The following is a 16,947-nucleotide window of genomic DNA, read 5'->3' as shown; positions in this document are numbered from 1 at the left end:
CCCCAGCAGCTCAAACGTCCAAGGTCAGTTGCTCTTGGTCCGCTGTCCTGCGGGGTCGCTGATGAGGTTCTGCGGCGGCGCATCGAAGTTTCCGTGGTCGTAGAGGCCCACTACCCCCTGCATGTACTGGGCCCATTGCGGGCCGGCGATGAATGCTCCGTCCACGGCGGGATAGAACTTGCCGTTGACGGTGATGTTGCGGCCCAACCGGCCCGGGCCGCCGTTGAAGGGATCGCCGAAGAAGGATGCCGTGGCCAGACCTTTCGTGTAGCCCACCACCCAGGTCTGGTTGTTCCATTCATTGGTGCCGGTCTTGGCGGCATCCGGGACCCCGAGTTTCTGCGGAATCAGCAGGCCGGAGCCTTTGGTGAGGACGTCCTGGAGGACGTTGGTCACAGCCTTGGCAACATCGGGTTTCAGCGCTCCGGCCTGGCAGGAGGATGTTTGACCCCCGATCTTCTTGCCCTGGGCGTCGTCCACTTCCGTGATGGAAATGGGGCTGCAGTAGGTGCCGTTGGCCGCGAAGGTCGCGAAGGCGTTCGCCATGGTCAGGGGTGCCACGTTCTGGCTGCCCAGGATGTTCCCCAGGGTTGAGAGGTCGATCTTCTCGTCCTTTCCGCTGCCCAGGTGCAGGCCAATGGCGTCCGCGGCGCGCTGGACATCGCAGAAATCGTTGAGCCCGGCGAGGGAGGCGAACGTGGCCGTGTTGATCGATTGATAGATGCCTTCCCGGACCGTCATGGGGCGGTACCAGTTGGGCTCATCGTTCTGCAGGTCCGAAGAGTCCTTCACGGTGCTGTCGAACCAGCCCTGCACCGGATGGCAGGTTGTCTTCCAGGGGTAGTAGATGCCGTAGCGCCGCTTGGAGGCATCAACGATCTGGTTCGTTGACTTACCCTCGCCGAGCCACGCTGCCAGGGTCACCGGCTTCATGGTGGAGCCGGGCTGCATGCCACCCACACCGCCCAAGCTGTTTCCGGCGGCGTCACTGCCATCTACATTGAAGTTGTAGTCGGAGACGAATCCCGCACCTTGGCCGGGCAGCTTCCGTGAATTTTGTGCCATGGACAGGACTTTTCCGGTGCCCGGTTCGATGGTTACCAGCGAGGCTCCCCACTTGTCCGGGTTCGCACCGGCGGTGGCGTCCACCTGGGCCTGGGCCGGTGCCTGCAGCCGGGGATCCAGGGTGGTCTTGATAGTCAGGCCGCCTGCCATGATCTTCTGGTCGCGGTCATCCAGGGTGGCGCCATACGCCGGGTCATTCTCGATCTGGTGGATGACGTAGTCGCAGAAGTATTGAGCCTGGGGAGCGTAGGCGCAGCCCTGCTTGGGAGGGTTGACCTTGAGCTGGATGGGCGTGTTCACGGCGTCGTCGTGCTGCTGCTGGTTGATGTAGCCGTGCTGCAGCATCGCATCCAGCACCAGGTCGCGCCGGGACTTGGAGGCCTCGGGGTGGACGGTGGGATCGTAGAGTGAAGGGCCGTTGACCAGGCCGGCGAGCAGTGCCGCCTGGGGCAGGGTGAGGTTCTTGGCGTCAACGGAGAAGAAGTACTGGCTGGCGGCCTGGATGCCGTATGCGTTGCTGTTGAAACCCACCACGTTCAGGTATCCGGCCAGGATCTGGTCCTTGGAGTACTTCTCCTCGAGGCCGATGGCGAGCTTCATTTCCTGGATCTTCTGGTTCACGCCTTTTTGCCCGTTGAGCACCACCTGGGCGTCCTTGCCCTGGGCGATCAGGTTTTCGTTGAGCATGTTGGTGACGTACTGCTGGGTCAGTGTCGATGCGCCCTGGTGCCCGCCGGCGGCGTCCACCGCCAGTGCCCGGAAGATGCCTTCGGGATCAATGCCGCCGTGCTGGTAAAACCGGTAGTCCTCGATCGCCACAATCGCGTTCTTGATGTTGGGCGACATCTGGTCCAGGGGAATCCGGGTCCGGTTCTCGTTGAAGAGGGTGGCAATCTGGGACCCGTCCGCGGCAAGCACACGCGTCATCTGTGCCGGGGGCGCGGAAAAGACGTCGTTGGGGAGGTTGGTGGTCAGGGCCTGGGATCCGCCCGCCACCACCGTCTCCGTCACGGCTGCCGCCGGCATCATCAGACCGGCAACAAGGGCCCCGCAAATGGCGCTGACGGCAAGGAAGCCCACGAACCAGCCCAGCGTGATGCCGGCGACGCGCAACGGGCTCCGGCGCTCGGGCGGCTTGGACGTGGATTGGGGAGGAACTCCCTTGGGCATGCGTGTCTCCGGTTCTCGCATCGAATTGCTGCAGTGGTGGCAACCGGCTTTCACCCTACTCTTCAAGTCTGGGGCACTCCTGAATGGCGCACAGAGAGAACAGTTTGCGTCACGGCCAGCGGGACTGCCCGGTAAAGCGGCCGCCAATTACCGGGTACGCCGGGGCCGAACCTAAAGTAGATACCGGCAATATCGGAGTGGAAGGGTGGCGAATGGCATGAGTGCCCCGTTGCGCTTCCCCCGCGCCCTGGCTGTTACGACGGCGATGATCGCCTTGGCTGCCGGCGCCCACGTCATGGCCGGCGGCTCGCTGCCCCAGCCCGTAATCTTCCTTGGGCTTGTGGCGCTGGTGCTGGCGCCGGTCATGATCCTGGCCAGGTTCAAAGTGGCCGCGCCTGCCATGGCCGCGCTCCTGGTGGCCAGCCAGTTGATTCTTCATGAGGCTTTCGCAGCCCTATCCGTGCCCGCAGGGGCCCTCCACACTGCCATCGGCCACCTCCACGGCTCCGGGCCGGTGCTGCCCGCGACTGCACTCAGCCCGGATCATGCGGTCCCCAGCACGCTGATGCTGGTCCTTCACGCTGCGGCAACACTGGCCACTGCTTTGGTGCTGGCGCGCGGCGAAGCTGCTGTCTGGGCCCTCGCCGCGTGGCTGCGCCCCCTCGTCCGGATCCTCACTCCGGTGGTGATCCCTGACTGGCCGCTCCACCCGGCGCCGCCCGCCGTCGTCGTCCTTTCCCGCTGGCGGAACCTCAGGCTGCCGGCCAGGCGTGGGCCGCCGCTGGTCCGCACCGCTCCCTGAGCGGCACGTGACATCCTGACCCGGGCCATTGCCGGGCCGGGTCCTGCCAGCACGCCCATTTCCTGGAAAGCATGCAATGAAAACTACATTTCGCCGTACCCTGAAGTCCCTTGCCGCCGCCACCGCAGCCGCAGGAATCATCGCCGCCGGTGCTACCGCCGCATCCGCCCACGTCAGCGTGGACCCGGACGATACCGGCGCCAACGGCTACTCGCACCTGACGTTCAATGTGCCCAACGAATCCCCCACCGCGAAGACCAGCAAGCTCGAGGTCAAGCTGCCCGCGGACACCCCGTTTACCTCCGTTTCGGTGAAGCCGGTGGAGGGCTGGACCGCCCAGGTGATCACCAGCGACCTGCCCAAGCCCGTAACAGTGGCCGGTGCCACGGTGACCAAGGCGCCGAGCTCCGTGGTGTGGACTGCCGATGAGGCGCACCAGTTGGGCCAGAACCAGTACCAGTCGTTCTCCCTGTCCGTGGGAAGGCTCCCGGCAGCGGGGACCACCGTGACGTTGAAGGCGGCGCAAACCTACACGGACGGCTCCGTAGTGAACTGGGACCAGGAAAAGACCGAGGGACAGCCCGAGCCCCAACATCCGGCCCCGTCCTTCACCACCACCGCCGAGGATGGTACGACGGCGTCTGCCGCACCGGGAGCGCCGGCTGCGGAACCAGCGGCACAGGTCTCCCCTGCGTCCAGCGATGCCGCTTCCGTATGGGGAATCGTGCTGGGGGCGGCCGGACTGGTCCTCGGTGCCACTGCCCTGGGGCTTGTCCTCGCCGGGCGGCGCGTGAAAGGAGCTGGCCGTGAAAGCGGAAAGTAACAACCGGCGGAGCTGGCCCGGACGGCTCCTGCTCACACTCGCCACGGCAGCGTTCCTGGTGCTTCCCGCGGCTGCGGCCCAAGCCCACGACGCCCTCGAATCCAGCGATCCGGCCAACGGCGCCACGGTGCAGAGTGTTCCAGCCAAGATCGGCCTGACGTTCGACCATACCCCCATCGCCATCAATTCGATCGTGCGGGTGGAAGACTCCACGGGCACTGACCAGGCGGACGGTGCGGTGGAGATCGTGGACAACCACGTCACCCAGGCGGTCAAGGCAGGAGCGCCGGCCGGCAAGTACACCGTGGTGTGGCGGGTGGTCTCCTCGGACGGGCACCCCATCGAGGGAACCTTCACCTTCACCGCGAACAGTGCGAACGCCGGGGGCAGTGCAGGCAGTGCCGTCGCAAGCAGTGCGGCGCCCACGACGGCGGCGCCCGCCCAGGCAGCCACACAGTCCGGCCAGGTGCCGTGGGCCCTGGTGGGCGGCATTGCCGCGGTCCTGGTCCTCGCGCTGGTGGTGACGGCCATCTTCGTCAGGCGCCGGCTCCAAAGTTCCGACCCCGAACAGTAAGCCAAACCGGTAAGGAAAACCGCCGCCGGTTCGGCGCCCGGACGGACAAAGCCGGTCACCCTGCAGCTGAACAGCTGCAGGGTGACCGGCTCTAACCGCGCCGCGACTGGGTGCAGCCGGCCCTATTCGTGCTCGTGGACGTACTCGTCGGGGTCGATGTCATGGGGTTCGATGCCTGCGGCGTGGGCTGACTCGAAAATGCTGAATGACAGTCCAAGCCGGTGGCGCAGTTCCAGCGAGGCGTGCTGCCGGAAGTCGGTCAGGCCTTCACGTTCTTCTTCTGCCATGTGGTCGCCGTTTGCTTCATTCAGCTTTGCAATCGCGTCCCACCACTGTGGCGTGCCGGCCGGGTGGCGGGTAACTTCACCGATGGCGTCCCGGATCTCGTTGTGGTCGTGAATCGCGTCCTCGGTTTCATCCCCGGCAGAATCCTTTCCGCCCGCCCCCGTCCCCAATTCCATCAACGCCGGGTAGAACAGTTCCTCTTCTGCCTTGGCATGTACCTCCAGCAGGATGCGGAGCTGTTTCCACACGGGTTCCAGGTCTGAGGGTTCGCACCCATGCATTTCGTCGAGCAGCGCGAACCGCCGCCGCTGCTCGTGGTGGTCATACAAAATCACTTCAACGATGTCCATGCGGGACCTTTCGGCAGGATCAGCGCGCCCGGGTGAGCCACCAACCCATCCTTGCAGATGCCCCGGCACTGCTGCAGGCGGCCCGGTCCCATTCAACGCCAGCTCAGGCAGCGGACCGCCGGATAGTGCTCAGGCAGCGGACCGCCGGATGGTGACTATTCGCGCCGCCACTCCGGCGATGACAAGACAAATTCCCAGCGCAAGCAGGGCCCACACGGGGACGGAATCTGCATCAATGCTGCGGTAGCAGGCGGCCGCCGCCCCGCCGCCGCCCTGCTGCTGGTCGAGCAGTTCAGCTGCCCGGCTGTTCGGAACCAAGGGGCTGCCGCAGAGCGGCCCGGACGGCTGCAGTCCGATGACGAAACCCAGAATGTACACATCCAGTCCGGCGGCAGCGATCCACATCCACATGCGCCGCTGCCAAACCCCCTGTTTACCGCCCACAAGGGGCTTCGTCAGAAAAACATGCGCCATTGTCCGAGCATAATCCGCGCCCCTGACAGAGGTAAGGACCAAGGCGTTTTTCAGCTTTTCCCCAGTCTTCCCTCCTACAGTGAACCAATGCCGGTTACTGAGTCCGGCGTGCACGCGCAAGGTTGGAAGGACACAACGTGGTGAAGCCATCAATTCCGTCTATTAAAGCCCGCATCGGAGTTGGGGCGGCAGCAGTCCTGGCCGCCGGTGCCATGGCCGCTGCCGGCGTCGGTGCCGCGTCCGCATCCCCCACGTCAACCCCCACTTCAACTGCCTCCCCCGCTGCCACCGCCAAGGCCCACACGCCAAAGGGCTCGGGAGGCCTGGAGGCGTTCCTCAGCCTGAAGGCGGACAGCCCGCAGGCAGCCGGGGACCGCGCGGCAAAGGCAGCCACCGCCCTGGTGAACCACCAGCAGATTTTCGCAAAGCTCCCCGCCGCGCTCCAGGCGGACGTGACCACCCTCAAGGACGCCCCTGCGGCCGACCGGGTGAAGGACGCCTACAAGATTAAGACCACTGCCCTGTCCGGCGGGTACGGCGCCGAGATCCAGAAGCGCGCCGACGCGGCGGAGAAGGCTGCCACCAGCCTGGCCGGCCTGCGCCAGGAGCTGCGCACCGCGTTCAGCTCGGGCAACCCGGGTGCCGGGCTCCAGCAGGTGGCAGACCAGCTCATTGGCCACCCGAAGCTGTTCGCCAAGCTCCCCGCAAACCTCCAGGCCGACCTGACGGCGCTCAAGAACGCCGCCCCGGCTGACCTGGACGCCCAGGCCAACAAGATCAAGGACACCGCGGTCAACGGCGGCTACGGCACAAAGGTCCAGAAGATGGCTGAAGCACTGGCGAAGAAGGCTGCAGCCCCCAACACCTAAACCCCCGTCAGGACATTTGCGACGCCGCCGCGGACGGTTCCAGGTCGGCGAGCGTGAGCGGGTACGCAGGTTGGTCCGGGAACGGAAAGGTGCAGGCCACCGCCAGGTCCGGGCCAACGTGCACCAGCTCCCCCGGAGACAGGGGACGCCAGCCGGGGTTGTGGTTCATCGGTTCGGTGGCAAAGAGAACCGAGCGCACGGCCGACAGTTCCGTGCTTCGCGAACGGATCCGGTGGCTTCGCGCGTCCAGCGGTGCTGCCGGAGCGGGCTCGGCTGCCGGGTCCCTTTCCAGGATGTACAACGGGTGGGTTGCCGGGTAGCGGAGCGCCCAGAGGTCGGTCGCCGTCGTCACGATGATGTTCAGGGCCAGGACGGGCAGCTCGGCGGCGATCCACCCCACCGCCCTGGCAATGCCTTCCGCCACGTCCCCGGTGGCCCTGCGGGTCTCGGCCGTAATCAGGGCGAAGAGGCGTTCACTGTCGGTCTGGCCCTGCACCAGACCCGTCACGCCAAGCTCACCAAGACGGGCATCGAGCCGGTCCAGGCCGTGGAACGCGCCGTTGTGGGCGAACAGTCGGCCGTCCTGTTCGAACGGGTGCGTGTTCACCATGGTGTGCGCCCCGGTGCTGGCATAGCGGACGTGGGCCAGGAAGGTGGTGCTCAGCAACTGCCGCGCTTCGCGGGCAAAGGCGTGGTCCTCCCATGCGGCGAGCGGCCGTTTGCTGACCCGCGCGCCGCCGTCGGCATCAAAGCTTCCGATCCCCGCGCCGTCGGGCTCCCTCCTGCTCTGCTCGGACAGGCTGTCCGGGGCGTCCAGCAGCCAGAAGGTGGCGCGGACGGGCCGGGACCCGGCGTGCAGCCCGAACAGTCGGCACACGTGGCACTCCTTACAAAGCGCGTTAGTGGTGGAACGCTTCTTTCTGTTGCCCGTCGGGCATGGGCGCCGTCAGGGAATCCAGGTAGGCCACTTCCTTCTTGAAGTCGGTCAGGAAGCTGGCGGCCAGGTCGCGGGTGAATCCGTTGCGGACCACGATCCGCTGCACCGTGATGTCGGCGAGCCCTTCCGGCAGCGGGTAGGCCGGGACCAGCCACCCGTTCATGCGGAGGCGTTCGGAGAGGTGGTGCAGGTTCCAGTTCTTGGTATGGCCGTCCGCGAGTTGCCAGGCGAAGACCGGGATATCGGCCCCGTCGCTCCACAGGGTGAAGGCGTCCATGGCCCCGATTTCGTGCGAGAGGTACAGGGCAACCTCGCGCGAACTTGCCTGCACGGACTTGTAGCCGGCGAAGCCCAGCCGGAGGAAGAGATAGTACTGCAGCAGAACCTGCGCGCCGGGCCGGGAGAAGTTCAGGGCGAAGGTGGGCATGTCCCCGCCAAGGTAGCTGACGTGGAACACCAGGTCCTCGGGCAGGGCATCTTTGTCCCGCCACACCACCCAGCCCAGGCCCGGATACACCAGCCCGTACTTGTGGCCCGACGTGTTGATGGAGGCCACCCTGGGGAGCCGGAAATCCCACACCAGCTCCGGATTCAGGAACGGCGCCACCATGGCCCCGGACGCGCCGTCCACGTGGATGGGGACGTCCAGGCCGGTGTCCGCCTGGATGCGGTCAAGTGCGGCGGAGATCAGCTCCACAGGTTCGTAGGCGCCGGTGTAGGTGACGCCCATGATGGCCACCACGCCAATGGTGTTCTCATCCACATACCGTTCCAGGTCATGGCCGTCCAGCGTGGGGTGTTCGGCGGAAACGGGCACGTAGCGGGCTTCCACGTCCCAGTAGTTGCAGAACTTTTCCCAGCACACCTGCACGGCGGAGCTGAGGACAAGGTTGGGTGAGTCCGTGGGCTTGCCGGCCGCACGACGCCGGTGCTGCCACCGGCGTTTGAGGGCCAGGCCGCCAAGCATGCACGCTTCGGAGGACCCGACAGTGGAGGTGCCGATGGCCGCGGCAGGATCCGGAGCATTCCACAGGTCCGCAAGCATCCGCCAGCACCGGGTCTCGATCAGCGCTGTCTGCGGGTATTCGTCCTTGTCGATCATGTTCTTGTCGAACGTTTCCGCGTACAGCTGGGAGGCTTCCTTTTCCATCCACGTCCCAACGAACGTGGCCAGGTTCAGGCGGGAGTTGCCGTCCAGCATCACCTCGTCGTGGACCACCTGGTAGGCGGTGGCCGGCAGGGACTCCCCGTCCGGGATGGTGAAGCGAGGAAAGATGGTGGCCTCCCCGGGCCGGCTGAACAGCGGGTTCAGCTCCACGCTCGTTTCGGGCTGATGCCGTACGCTCCGGTGTGACCTCGTCATGTCCCGTTCCTTCGGCCGCCGTCGTAGCAGCCGGCCGCAGCCGCTGCCCTTCCGCTGTTCCCAGCACTCCGTATTATTCATCGCTGCGGAGCAAAGGGCACCAGATTCCTTGGGCGCGGGCAGGACAAAAGTACGACGGCGGCGCGCGCCAGGTGCCGGCCCGCACCTCGGCTTTCGATGCGCACATGCGGTTCCGCTGCGCAAATTCCTTTTCGCGGCCCAAATCCGGGGTGCGAAAAGGACCGTACGCCTCGAAGATGGGGAAGCGAGTCGAGGAAGGCCTACTGCTGCTGCCCGAACTTGGTGAGATTTTCTGAGCGCGACCTGATTCCCTCGATGCCCACCGCTTCATCCCCCGAAAAAAGGTATGTTGCCTTACCTTTTCCTATAGGATGTGTTATGCACGTCACAACCGAATACCGCCCTTGACGCATGGCGGGAGAGCTACCCGGACCTTCTGAGCCGGGAGCGCCGTAGGAGCAAATCCTCCCCAGGAATCTCTCAGGCCCCACACCGCCATGGTTAGGCAACTCTGGAAAGAGTCCGGCCCCCAGCCGGAGGCTCGCCGACGGTGCAACCGGAACCCACACTTCCGGGAATCTCTCAGGCCCAAAAACAGAGCGGGGAGGAACTTCAACATATTCCGGCGCCCCCGCGCCCTCCACCCCTTGGAGATTTTCTATGTCCACCACACCTGCCGGGACGGAATCGCCCGGCATTGAACAGTTCGGGTACACCCAGGAACTGAAAAGGACACTCACCTTCAGCGACCTGATGATCTACGGCTTGATCTTCATGGTCCCCATCGCCCCGTTCGCCATTTTCGGCGGCGTCTTCCACGACTCGGGCGGCATGGCGCCGCTCGCCTATATCGTGGCGCTCTTCGCCATGATGTTCTCAGCCAACTCCTATGCCCAGATGGCGCAGGCGTTCCCAATGTCGGGCTCCGTCTACACCTATGTGGGCCGCGGCATCGGACGGCCGGTGGGCTTCGTGGCCGGCTGGATGATCCTGCTGGACTACCTCCTCATCCCCTGCCTGCTGTACTTAGCCGCAGCCATCGCCATGAACGGCATCGTCCCCGGCGTGCCGGTCTGGATCTGGCTGGTGGCCTTCGTCGTCCTGAACACCGTGATCAACTACATGGGCATCCAGTTCACGGCCAAGGTCAACAAGATCATGCTGATCCTGGAGCTCGTGGTCCTGGCCATCTTCCTGGTGGTGGGCCTCGTGGCGCTCGCCCAGGGCAAGGGCCGCGGCTTCAGCTTTGACGCGTTCTTCAACTCCAGCACGTTCTCGCTCCCGCTGCTCTTCGGGGCGGCGTCCATCGCAGTGCTGTCGTTCCTCGGCTTCGACGGCATCTCCACCCTCGCGGAGGAGAACAGCGGCAGCAGCAAGTCCCTGGGCCGGTCCATGATCGCCGCGCTTGCAATGGTGGGCGTGCTGTTCGTGGTCCAGACCTGGGTTGCCTCCATGCTGGTCGAAGACCCGGCATCAATCCTCGAAAACGGCGACCCCGCAGGCACCGCCTTTTATGACGCGGCAGCCAACGCCGGCGGCCCCTTCATGTTCGTGCTCACCGCGGCAGCAACCGCCGTCGCCTGGGGCTTCGCCAACGCACTGGTGGCCCAGGCCGCCACGTCCCGCCTCCTGTTCGCGATGGCCCGCGACCGGCAGCTGCCCCGCTTCCTGAGCAAGATCAGCGCCAAGCACCAGGTCCCCGTGAACGCGACCTTCGTCGTCGCGGTCATCTCGCTGGTGCTGGGCATCTACCTGACCATCCTGCCCGACGGGCTGGTGGCAATCTCGGCGCTGGTCAACTTCGGTGCACTCACGGCCTTCCTGGTCCTGAACATCGCGGTGATCTGGTGGTTCGTCTTCAAGCTGAAGTCCCGCCGCTGGTTCGTCCACCTGGTGTTCCCGCTTGCCGGGGCACTGATCCTGGCCTCGGTGATTTACAACGCCCGCACCGGCGCCCAGCTGCTTGGCCTCGTATGGCTGGTGGTGGGCGTCGTCGTCGCGGTCGTCCTGTACAAGACCGGGCGCATGGGTAAGAAGGAAGTACCAATTACGACGGCGGCAGGGGAACCTGAAGCAGCGGAGGTTCAGTAAAGATGGTTGTCCACAAGCTCGCGCCCCAGCCAGGCGAATACTCTTACGTGTTCGGCGGCCGGGAGCCGATGATCAGCATCAAGCCCGGCGATATTGTGGAGGTTAGCACCGAAGACTGCTTCGGCGGCCGGGTCACCTCCCCGGACCGGCTGCCCAGCGAGGTGGTGCCCTTCAACGAGATGAACCCCGTCTCGGGGCCCATCCAGGTGGAAGGCGCGGAACCCGGCGACATGCTTGCCGTCCATTTCGTGTCCATCGTGCCGGCCAGGAAGTACGCGGTGTCCTGCGTGCTGCCGCAGTTCGGCGCCCTGACCGGAACGCGCGAGACGGCCATGCTCAATGAGTCGCTGGAGGAACGCGTCTGGTTCTACGACATCGACCTGGAAAGCTGGACGGCCTCCTTCAAAGCGCGGAACTCGGACTACCGGCTGCAGCTGCCGCTGGACCCGATGCACGGCACCGTGGGTGTGGCTCCGGCCGGCGGCGAGGTACGGCTGGTCATGACGCCGTCCACGCACGGCGGAAACATGGACACCCCGGAAGCCCGCACCGGGACCACGCTGTACCTGCCGGTAAATGTGGCCGGGGCCATGCTCTCCCTGGGTGACGGCCACGCCCGCCAGGGCGAGGGCGAAGTCTGCGGCACCGGCCTGGAGTCGGCAATGAACTCGGTGATCGCGGTGGACCTCATCAAGGAGGGCGCCGCAGCCTGGCCCCGCCTGGAGAACGATGATTACATCATGAGCACCGGTTCCACCCGGCCGTTGGAAGATGCGTACCGGATCAGCCAGAAGGACCTCATCGCCTGGACCTCGGACCTGACCGGCATGGACATGCTGGACTCGTACCAGCTGGTCAGCCAGATGGGCCTCTCCCCCGCGGCCAACGTCTGCGATCCGAACTACACGATGGTTGCCAAGCTGCCCAAGTGGACGCTGCAGGGCGCCCAGGCCTACGGCGGCGCCCACAGCCGCCTGCGGAAGACAGCTGAGGACTACTCCTCGCGGTAGAAAATCAGCATTAAACAACGGAAGCGCTGCAGGTCCCTTGCCAGACCTGCAGCGCTTCCGCGCTTTGCGGACGCCTTCAACGTCTCCCGGCACGAAATTTCGCCGACCTTGATGCAATCTTGATTGAATCCCTGCAGGTCCTTGAGGTCCTCCCTCCAAAGTGATGCGTGAAGGACGGGGAAGCAACCTTGATGCACCTGGGTACTGGGGCCCAGTCAACCCGCGCCTGCATCGGATAAAACCGATGGTCTCAGAGCCTGGCGGCGCTAAGAAGCGGCGCCGCCAGGCAACCACTCCCCCATTCCACACAGGCCAGGGGCCGACGGCGGAGGCAACGGGTCAGCGTCGATCCGAAAAAAGCCGTCGGCCCCCACATCCGTCCAAGAAGTACGACGGCGGCACACATCGAAGTGCGCCCCCCACCTCGGTTTTTCGACGCGCAAATAAGATGTCGATTCGCAAATTCCTTTTCGCGGCCCAGATTTGGGGTGCGAAAAGGAATCTGCGCCGCGAAAACGGGGAACCCTGTCGCGGACGGACTTGCGCCTCGAAAACGGGGAACCCTATCGCGGACGGACTTGCGCCTCGAAAACGGGGAACCGTGTCACGAACAGACTTGCGCCTCGAGAATGGGAAGCGCGGCCGCGGGAGGTCCCCTACCCGTCGAGTCGCGCCGCGGTGCTGTTTTGCGGCACCACCACGTGCACGGCGTTGCGGTCGATGGTGAAGTCCACGGGGGTGGCCGTGGCGATCTCGCCGTCGAGGTTGACCGGTATTGGCGGCTCTGTCACCAGCCGGACGCGCTGTGTGGTCAGGTGGTACACGCCGTCGCGCTCTACGAAGCTGCCGTCCTTGAGCAGCCGGGCGATCCGCACATGCTCACGCAGAGGCGCACCCGGGATGGCGTAGATGTCCAGGGTGTGGTCGTCGATTCCAGCAGTGGGCGATACCGCGTTGCCGCCCCCGTAATGCCGGCCGTTGCCCACCGCCACCTGCAGCATGTTCTCCAGTTCCAGCGGTTCGTGGTCACCCTCCGGGAATTCGAGCCGGGCGCGGAAGTGCTTGTGCCGGGCATACGCACGGATCGCGGCAACGCCGTAAGCCAAGGGCCCCAGCCGCCGCTTCAGCCGCGGGCTCAGGCTCTCGGTCACCCCCACGGACAGGCCGACGGAGGCCACGTTGAGGAAGGGCTGACCGTTGGCCCGGCCAAGATCGATGTCCACCACTTTCCCCTCGGCGAGCGCAACGCACGCCGCGTCAAGGTTGGCGGGAATGTCCAGCGTGCGGGCAAGATCGTTGGCCGTCCCCAGCGGAAGGACGCCGAGCACGGTGCCGGTCCCAGCGAAAAAGCCGGCGGCGAAGGACACGGTGCCGTCGCCGCCACCGACAACCACCAGGTCATGTCCGTCGGCGGCAACCCTGCCGAGTGTGGAAGCCAGGTCGGCGCCGGACCGGACAAGGTGGACGGCGGAAATCGGCAGGCCGGCCTTCTGCAGCTTGTCGACCACGGGCTCCGACCCCGCCGCGGCAAGACGTGCGCCGGCATTGATCACCAGCGCAACGGAGTCCGCGTCTCGGGCAGCCTTCATGGGGACCATCCTAGGTGGACGGATCGGGGAGATTTCGACGCGCACATGACATGGCGACTCGCATATCCATTATCGCGGCCCAAATTTGGGGTGCGGCAAGGAATGTGCGCCTCGAAAATGGAGAACCCTGTCGCGGAGGAACCTGCGCGTCGAAAATGGCAACCAGCTCCCGGGACAACGAAGCAGGCTAGCATCGGGGGATGCCGCCCCTCTCCGTGGTCATCCCGTGCAAGGATGACGGCCCGTTCCTGGAACGCTGCCTCCAGGCCCTGCACTCCCAGACCATGGCTCCGCTGGAAATCATCGTGGTGGACAACAACTCCACCGACAACACCGCTGAGATCGCCCAAACCTACGGCGCCAGAGTCCTGCACGAACACGTGCCGGGCATCGCCGCCGCCGCTTCCGCTGGCTACGATGCCGCCCGCGGAGACGTCATCGCCCGCTGCGACGCAGACAGCATCCCGCCATCCGACTGGCTGGAACGCATCAACCTGCGCTTCGAGCAGGAACCGGACCTGGCCCTGCTGAGCGGGCCCGGCGTCTTCTACGGCACTGGCAGGATCCGCAGCCGGCTCGCCGGGATCGCCTACATCCAGGCCTACTTCGTCCTCATGGCCGGGGCGATGGGGCATTGGCCGCCCTTCGGCTCCAACTGCGCCTTCCGCCGCCAGGACTGGGAACAGGCCCGCACCAGGGTGAACCGGCTGGACACAGGCGTGCACGACGACGTCGACCTCGGCTTTGCGCTCGACCCCACCCGCCGCACGGCCTACGATCCTTCGCTGAAGGTCGGCATTTCGGCCCGGGCTTTGGCGGGCGGTGCCGACGCTCGACTGCGCTTCAAGCGCGCCTTCCACACCCTGGGCATCCACTGGCGCCAGCTCCCGCCGTGGGAACGCTGGAAGGTGACGCTGCAGGCCCGACGGGAGCGCCGCCGTCGTCCGTCATCCAAGCGGTGACTAACGGAAATTACGCGCCGAACCGCTCCGGGTAGAGCAGCGGCAGCTGAAGGGTCAGCCACGGGCTGAACGCCCAGGGCGTCGCGGCCACGGCGGCTGTGATCAGGGCCGGATCGGTCCACTGCCACTCCATGACCTCGTCGGCCCGCGGAGCCAGGGGTGAAGCGGCACGCGCCGTGAAGACTGGGCAAATCTCGTTCTCCACCACACCGGAGGCATCCACCGCCCGGTACCGGAAGTCCGGAACCCGCAGTTCAATGTCCGACAGGCGGAGCCCGAGCTCATACTCGCCCCGCCGCCGCACGGCATCCTCAAGCTCCTCCCCCGGAGCGGGGTGTCCGCAGAAGGAATTGGTCCAGACGCCGGGCCAGGTCAGCTTGGACAGGGCGCGGCGGGTGAGGAGGATGCGGCCGTCGGAATCGTACACGTGGGCCGAGAAGGCCAGGTGCAGGGGTGTGGAGGAAGAGTGGACGGTGGCTTTGTCCTCGACGCCGACCGGTGTACCGTCATCGGCGGCCAGGACCACCTGCTCTGCATTCGCCTTCAATTGCCCTCCCATGGGTGCCCGTGTTTACTTTACCTATGGATACGGGGACCACGCTGGCGCACACCGATGACGGCCGCCTGGTCAATGACGTTTTGGAATCCTTCTTTTCCAGGGCCAAGGTGAGGGCCGGTGCCATGCACCTGCAGTACCTCGGCCTGTGGGAACACCTCGAGGCCTGCACGGTGGGCGGCAAGCGGTTCCGTCCCCGGCTGGTGATGACCACCTACTCCCTGCTGGGCGGCACCGACAGGACGGCGGCAGCGACCGTGGCCGCGTCCTACGAGCTGCTGCACACCGCCCTGATCATCCACGACGACGTGGTGGACCAGGACTTCACCCGCCGCGGGGTGCCCAACCTGGCCGGCGCCTACCGCAGTCTCGCCGCGGACCAGGGCACCAGCGCGGAGCGCGCGGAGCACACCGGCGCGTCCGCCGCGGTGATCGCCGGGGACCTGGCCCTGGCCAACGCCTACCGGTTCCTGGCGGAAGTCGACGCGGACGCGGCCACGCGGCAGCGCCTGGGCGACCTGCTGGACGACGCGGTCCTGGCCTCCGCAGCCGGCGAGCTCCTGGATGTGCTGGCACCTTTGGACCCAATGCCGCAGACCGTGGACCAGGTCCTGGAGATGTCCAAGCTGAAAACCGCCGTCTACTCGTTTGACACCCCGCTGCGCGCCGGAGCGGTCCTGGCCGGCGCAGACCAGGAACTGGTGGAGGCCCTGGGCGAGTTCGGCCGGATCATCGGCACCGCATACCAGGTGGCCGACGACCTGGTGGGCGCGTTCGGTGACGAATCGAGGACCGGCAAGACAGGCTGGGGCGACCTGCGCGAGGGCAAGCGCACCGCCCTGATCTCCTACGCGGCAGAGCAGCCCCAATGGGCCCGGATCAAGGAACTGCTCGCCCAAGACCTCACGGCCACCGATGCTGCCGAGATCCGCGAACTCCTGGTGGCGTCCGGGGCACGGGACAAGACCCTGAAGCTCGCGGCGGACCTCACGGAGCGGGCGCTGGACGTCCTGGTCCAGCCGTTCGTGCCGCAGGCGCTTCGCGACGGCCTGTCCCCCCTGTCCCGCCTGGTCACCGATCGGATGGGCGCATGAAGCGGGACCGCGACGCGCTGGCCGACTACACGGCCGCCGCGCTCAAGTCCTCCGGCGTGGTGCTCCGCTCCTATTCGAGTTCCTTCGGGCTGGCGTCCAAGTTGTTTGACGACGCCGTGCGCCGCCAGGTGGATTCCGTGTACGCGCTGGTGCGCGTTGCGGATGAAATTGTCGACGGCGTCACCTCCGCGGCGGGCCTGTCACCTGAGGAGAGCCGCCGGCAGCTGGACGCGTTCGAGCAGGAAACCGAGCAGGCCATGGCCACCGGCTACAGCACCAACCTGGTGATCCACGCGTTCGCGGACACCGCCCGCCGGACCGGCATCGGCACCGACCTCACCCGCCCCTTCTTCGCCTCCATGCGCGCCGACCTGGACCAGACGGAACACACCCAGGAATCGTTCAACGAGTACGTGTACGGGTCTGCGGAAGTGGTGGGTTTGATGTGCCTGAAGTGCTTCCTGTACCGGCACCCGGTGGGCGGTGAGGAGCGGGCCCGGCTGGAGCGCGGCGCCCGGCACCTGGGCGCAGCCTTCCAGAAGATCAACTTCCTCCGCGACCTGGCCGAGGACTTCACCTCCCTGGGCCGCAGCTACTTTCCCGGCGTCAGCCCCGCCAACTTCGATGAGGCGCAGAAGATCCGGCTCCTGGCCGACATCGATCACGACCTGCAGGAATCCCGCGCCGTCCTGCGCAGCCTGCCCACGTCCTGCCGCCTGGCCGTGGCCCTGGCCCAGGAGCTCTTCGCCGAGCTCGCCGAGCGGATCCGGATCACCCCGGCGCCGGACCTCATCCGGGCGCGGATCAGCGTGCCCACCCCCGTGAAGCTGAAGATCGCCGCGGCCGTACTCACCGGCAGGCGCGGGCTGGAACCAACGGGCCCACGTCCGGCCCGGGTGGCGGCGCAGTGAG

The 16,947-nt window shown here is 66.0% G+C and carries 16 protein-coding genes and 1 riboswitch; of the genes, 9 read left to right on the top strand and 7 right to left on the bottom strand.

What is annotated here, in order from left to right; all coding sequences use genetic code 11:
- Window positions 1-24: 24 nt before the first annotated feature.
- On the bottom strand, window positions 25-2,235 hold the full coding sequence (locus tag FBY30_RS10965) for a transglycosylase domain-containing protein (protein ID WP_142132897.1): 2,211 nt from the start codon (window positions 2,233-2,235) through the stop codon (window positions 25-27).
- A gap of 217 nt (window positions 2,236-2,452) precedes the next feature.
- Here FBY30_RS10965 and FBY30_RS10960 point away from each other — a divergent pair, with 217 nt between their 5' ends.
- From FBY30_RS10960 to FBY30_RS10950, 3 genes are all read left to right on the top strand, one after another.
- Window positions 2,453-3,037, top strand: a complete 585-nt coding sequence (locus FBY30_RS10960) for a hypothetical protein (RefSeq protein WP_142132896.1) — start codon at window positions 2,453-2,455, stop codon at window positions 3,035-3,037.
- A 76-nt stretch (window positions 3,038-3,113) separates the two neighbouring features.
- On the top strand, window positions 3,114-3,860 hold the full coding sequence (locus tag FBY30_RS10955) for a YcnI family copper-binding membrane protein (protein ID WP_142132895.1): 747 nt from the start codon (window positions 3,114-3,116) through the stop codon (window positions 3,858-3,860).
- A complete protein-coding gene (locus tag FBY30_RS10950) occupies window positions 3,844-4,434 on the top strand; it encodes a copper resistance CopC family protein (protein ID WP_142132894.1) in 591 nt (196 codons plus the stop codon). Before FBY30_RS10955 ends, FBY30_RS10950 begins: the two co-directional genes overlap by 17 nt.
- A gap of 122 nt (window positions 4,435-4,556) precedes the next feature.
- On the opposite strand, the gene FBY30_RS10945 is transcribed toward FBY30_RS10950, so the two are convergent.
- Both FBY30_RS10945 and FBY30_RS10940 read right to left on the bottom strand, forming a co-directional pair.
- Window positions 4,557-5,069 carry a hemerythrin domain-containing protein gene (locus tag FBY30_RS10945; RefSeq protein ID WP_142132893.1) on the bottom strand — a complete coding sequence of 171 codons (513 nt, stop codon included), beginning with the start codon at window positions 5,067-5,069 and terminating at the stop codon, window positions 4,557-4,559.
- Between the two features lie 129 nt (window positions 5,070-5,198).
- On the bottom strand, window positions 5,199-5,543 hold the full coding sequence (locus tag FBY30_RS10940; RefSeq protein ID WP_142132892.1) for a hypothetical protein: 345 nt from the start codon (window positions 5,541-5,543) through the stop codon (window positions 5,199-5,201).
- Between the two features lie 137 nt (window positions 5,544-5,680).
- Between FBY30_RS10940 and FBY30_RS10935 the strand changes: the two genes are divergently transcribed.
- Window positions 5,681-6,412 (top strand): hypothetical protein, encoded by a 732-nt coding sequence (locus FBY30_RS10935; RefSeq protein ID WP_142132891.1) that lies wholly within the window; start codon window positions 5,681-5,683, stop codon window positions 6,410-6,412.
- Window positions 6,413-6,419: 7 nt separating this feature from the next.
- Here the strand turns inward: FBY30_RS10935 and FBY30_RS10930 are convergent, their stop codons facing one another.
- The gene (locus FBY30_RS10930; RefSeq protein WP_142132890.1) at window positions 6,420-7,289 is read right to left on the bottom strand and encodes a class II glutamine amidotransferase; all 870 of its coding nucleotides are present in this window, start codon (window positions 7,287-7,289) and stop codon (window positions 6,420-6,422) included.
- 22 nt (window positions 7,290-7,311) lie between these two features.
- Window positions 7,312-8,712: a glutamate decarboxylase gene (locus FBY30_RS10925; protein ID WP_142132889.1), complete on the bottom strand. Its 1,401-nt coding sequence runs from the start codon at window positions 8,710-8,712 to the stop codon at window positions 7,312-7,314.
- Between the two features lie 522 nt (window positions 8,713-9,234).
- Window positions 9,235-9,341, top strand: a riboswitch (glycine riboswitch).
- Window positions 9,342-9,393: 52 nt separating this feature from the next.
- On the opposite strand from FBY30_RS10925, the gene FBY30_RS10920 reads away from it, so the two are divergent.
- Both FBY30_RS10920 and FBY30_RS10915 read left to right on the top strand, forming a co-directional pair.
- Window positions 9,394-10,824: an APC family permease gene (locus tag FBY30_RS10920; protein WP_142132888.1), complete on the top strand. Its 1,431-nt coding sequence runs from the start codon at window positions 9,394-9,396 to the stop codon at window positions 10,822-10,824.
- 2 nt (window positions 10,825-10,826) lie between these two features.
- Complete coding sequence (locus tag FBY30_RS10915) at window positions 10,827-11,834, top strand: acetamidase/formamidase family protein (RefSeq protein WP_142132887.1); 1,008 nt, start codon at window positions 10,827-10,829, stop codon at window positions 11,832-11,834.
- A gap of 656 nt (window positions 11,835-12,490) precedes the next feature.
- Here the strand turns inward: FBY30_RS10915 and FBY30_RS10910 are convergent.
- Entirely contained in the window at window positions 12,491-13,423 is a 933-nt protein-coding gene (locus FBY30_RS10910; protein WP_142132886.1) for a lipid kinase, read from the bottom strand.
- A gap of 200 nt (window positions 13,424-13,623) precedes the next feature.
- On the opposite strand from FBY30_RS10910, the gene FBY30_RS10905 reads away from it, so the two are divergent.
- A complete protein-coding gene (locus FBY30_RS10905) occupies window positions 13,624-14,385 on the top strand; it encodes a glycosyltransferase family 2 protein (RefSeq protein WP_235009415.1) in 762 nt (253 codons plus the stop codon).
- Between the two features lie 10 nt (window positions 14,386-14,395).
- Here the strand turns inward: FBY30_RS10905 and idi are convergent, their stop codons facing one another.
- Window positions 14,396-14,944, bottom strand: a complete 549-nt coding sequence (gene idi / locus FBY30_RS10900; RefSeq protein ID WP_142132885.1) for an isopentenyl-diphosphate Delta-isomerase — start codon at window positions 14,942-14,944, stop codon at window positions 14,396-14,398.
- A 23-nt stretch (window positions 14,945-14,967) separates the two neighbouring features.
- Here idi and FBY30_RS10895 point away from each other — a divergent pair, with 23 nt between their 5' ends.
- Both FBY30_RS10895 and FBY30_RS20660 read left to right on the top strand, forming a co-directional pair.
- Entirely contained in the window at window positions 14,968-16,035 is a 1,068-nt protein-coding gene (locus FBY30_RS10895) for a polyprenyl synthetase family protein (RefSeq protein ID WP_142132884.1), read from the top strand.
- On the top strand, window positions 16,032-16,946 hold the full coding sequence (locus tag FBY30_RS20660) for a phytoene/squalene synthase family protein (protein ID WP_160141464.1): 915 nt from the start codon (window positions 16,032-16,034) through the stop codon (window positions 16,944-16,946). The genes FBY30_RS10895 and FBY30_RS20660 overlap by 4 nt, the downstream gene beginning before the upstream one ends.
- The last annotated feature ends 1 nt before the right edge of the window (window position 16,947 follow it).

Source organism: Arthrobacter sp. SLBN-83, from assembly GCF_006715285.1.
Classification (GTDB): Bacteria; Actinomycetota; Actinomycetes; order Actinomycetales; family Micrococcaceae; genus Arthrobacter.
This window is presented reverse-complemented; position numbering and strand designations above follow the sequence as displayed.

Coding starts and splice junctions, on each gene's coding strand:
- FBY30_RS10920 (WP_142132888.1), top strand. CDS start 9,394: ATGTCCACCACACCTGCCGGGACGGAATCGCCCGGCATTGAACAGTTC.
- FBY30_RS10910 (WP_142132886.1), bottom strand. CDS start 13,423: ATGAAGGCTGCCCGAGACGCGGACTCCGTTGCGCTGGTGATCAATGCC.
- FBY30_RS10895 (WP_142132884.1), top strand. CDS start 14,968: ATGGATACGGGGACCACGCTGGCGCACACCGATGACGGCCGCCTGGTC.
- FBY30_RS10960 (WP_142132896.1), top strand. CDS start 2,453: ATGAGTGCCCCGTTGCGCTTCCCCCGCGCCCTGGCTGTTACGACGGCG.
- FBY30_RS10945 (WP_142132893.1), bottom strand. CDS start 5,069: ATGGACATCGTTGAAGTGATTTTGTATGACCACCACGAGCAGCGGCGG.
- FBY30_RS10940 (WP_142132892.1), bottom strand. CDS start 5,543: ATGGCGCATGTTTTTCTGACGAAGCCCCTTGTGGGCGGTAAACAGGGG.
- FBY30_RS10915 (WP_142132887.1), top strand. CDS start 10,827: ATGGTTGTCCACAAGCTCGCGCCCCAGCCAGGCGAATACTCTTACGTG.
- FBY30_RS10955 (WP_142132895.1), top strand. CDS start 3,114: ATGAAAACTACATTTCGCCGTACCCTGAAGTCCCTTGCCGCCGCCACC.
- FBY30_RS20660 (WP_160141464.1), top strand. CDS start 16,032: ATGAAGCGGGACCGCGACGCGCTGGCCGACTACACGGCCGCCGCGCTC.
- FBY30_RS10905 (WP_235009415.1), top strand. CDS start 13,624: ATGCCGCCCCTCTCCGTGGTCATCCCGTGCAAGGATGACGGCCCGTTC.
- FBY30_RS10925 (WP_142132889.1), bottom strand. CDS start 8,712: ATGACGAGGTCACACCGGAGCGTACGGCATCAGCCCGAAACGAGCGTG.
- idi (WP_142132885.1), bottom strand. CDS start 14,944: ATGGGAGGGCAATTGAAGGCGAATGCAGAGCAGGTGGTCCTGGCCGCC.
- FBY30_RS10965 (WP_142132897.1), bottom strand. CDS start 2,235: ATGCCCAAGGGAGTTCCTCCCCAATCCACGTCCAAGCCGCCCGAGCGC.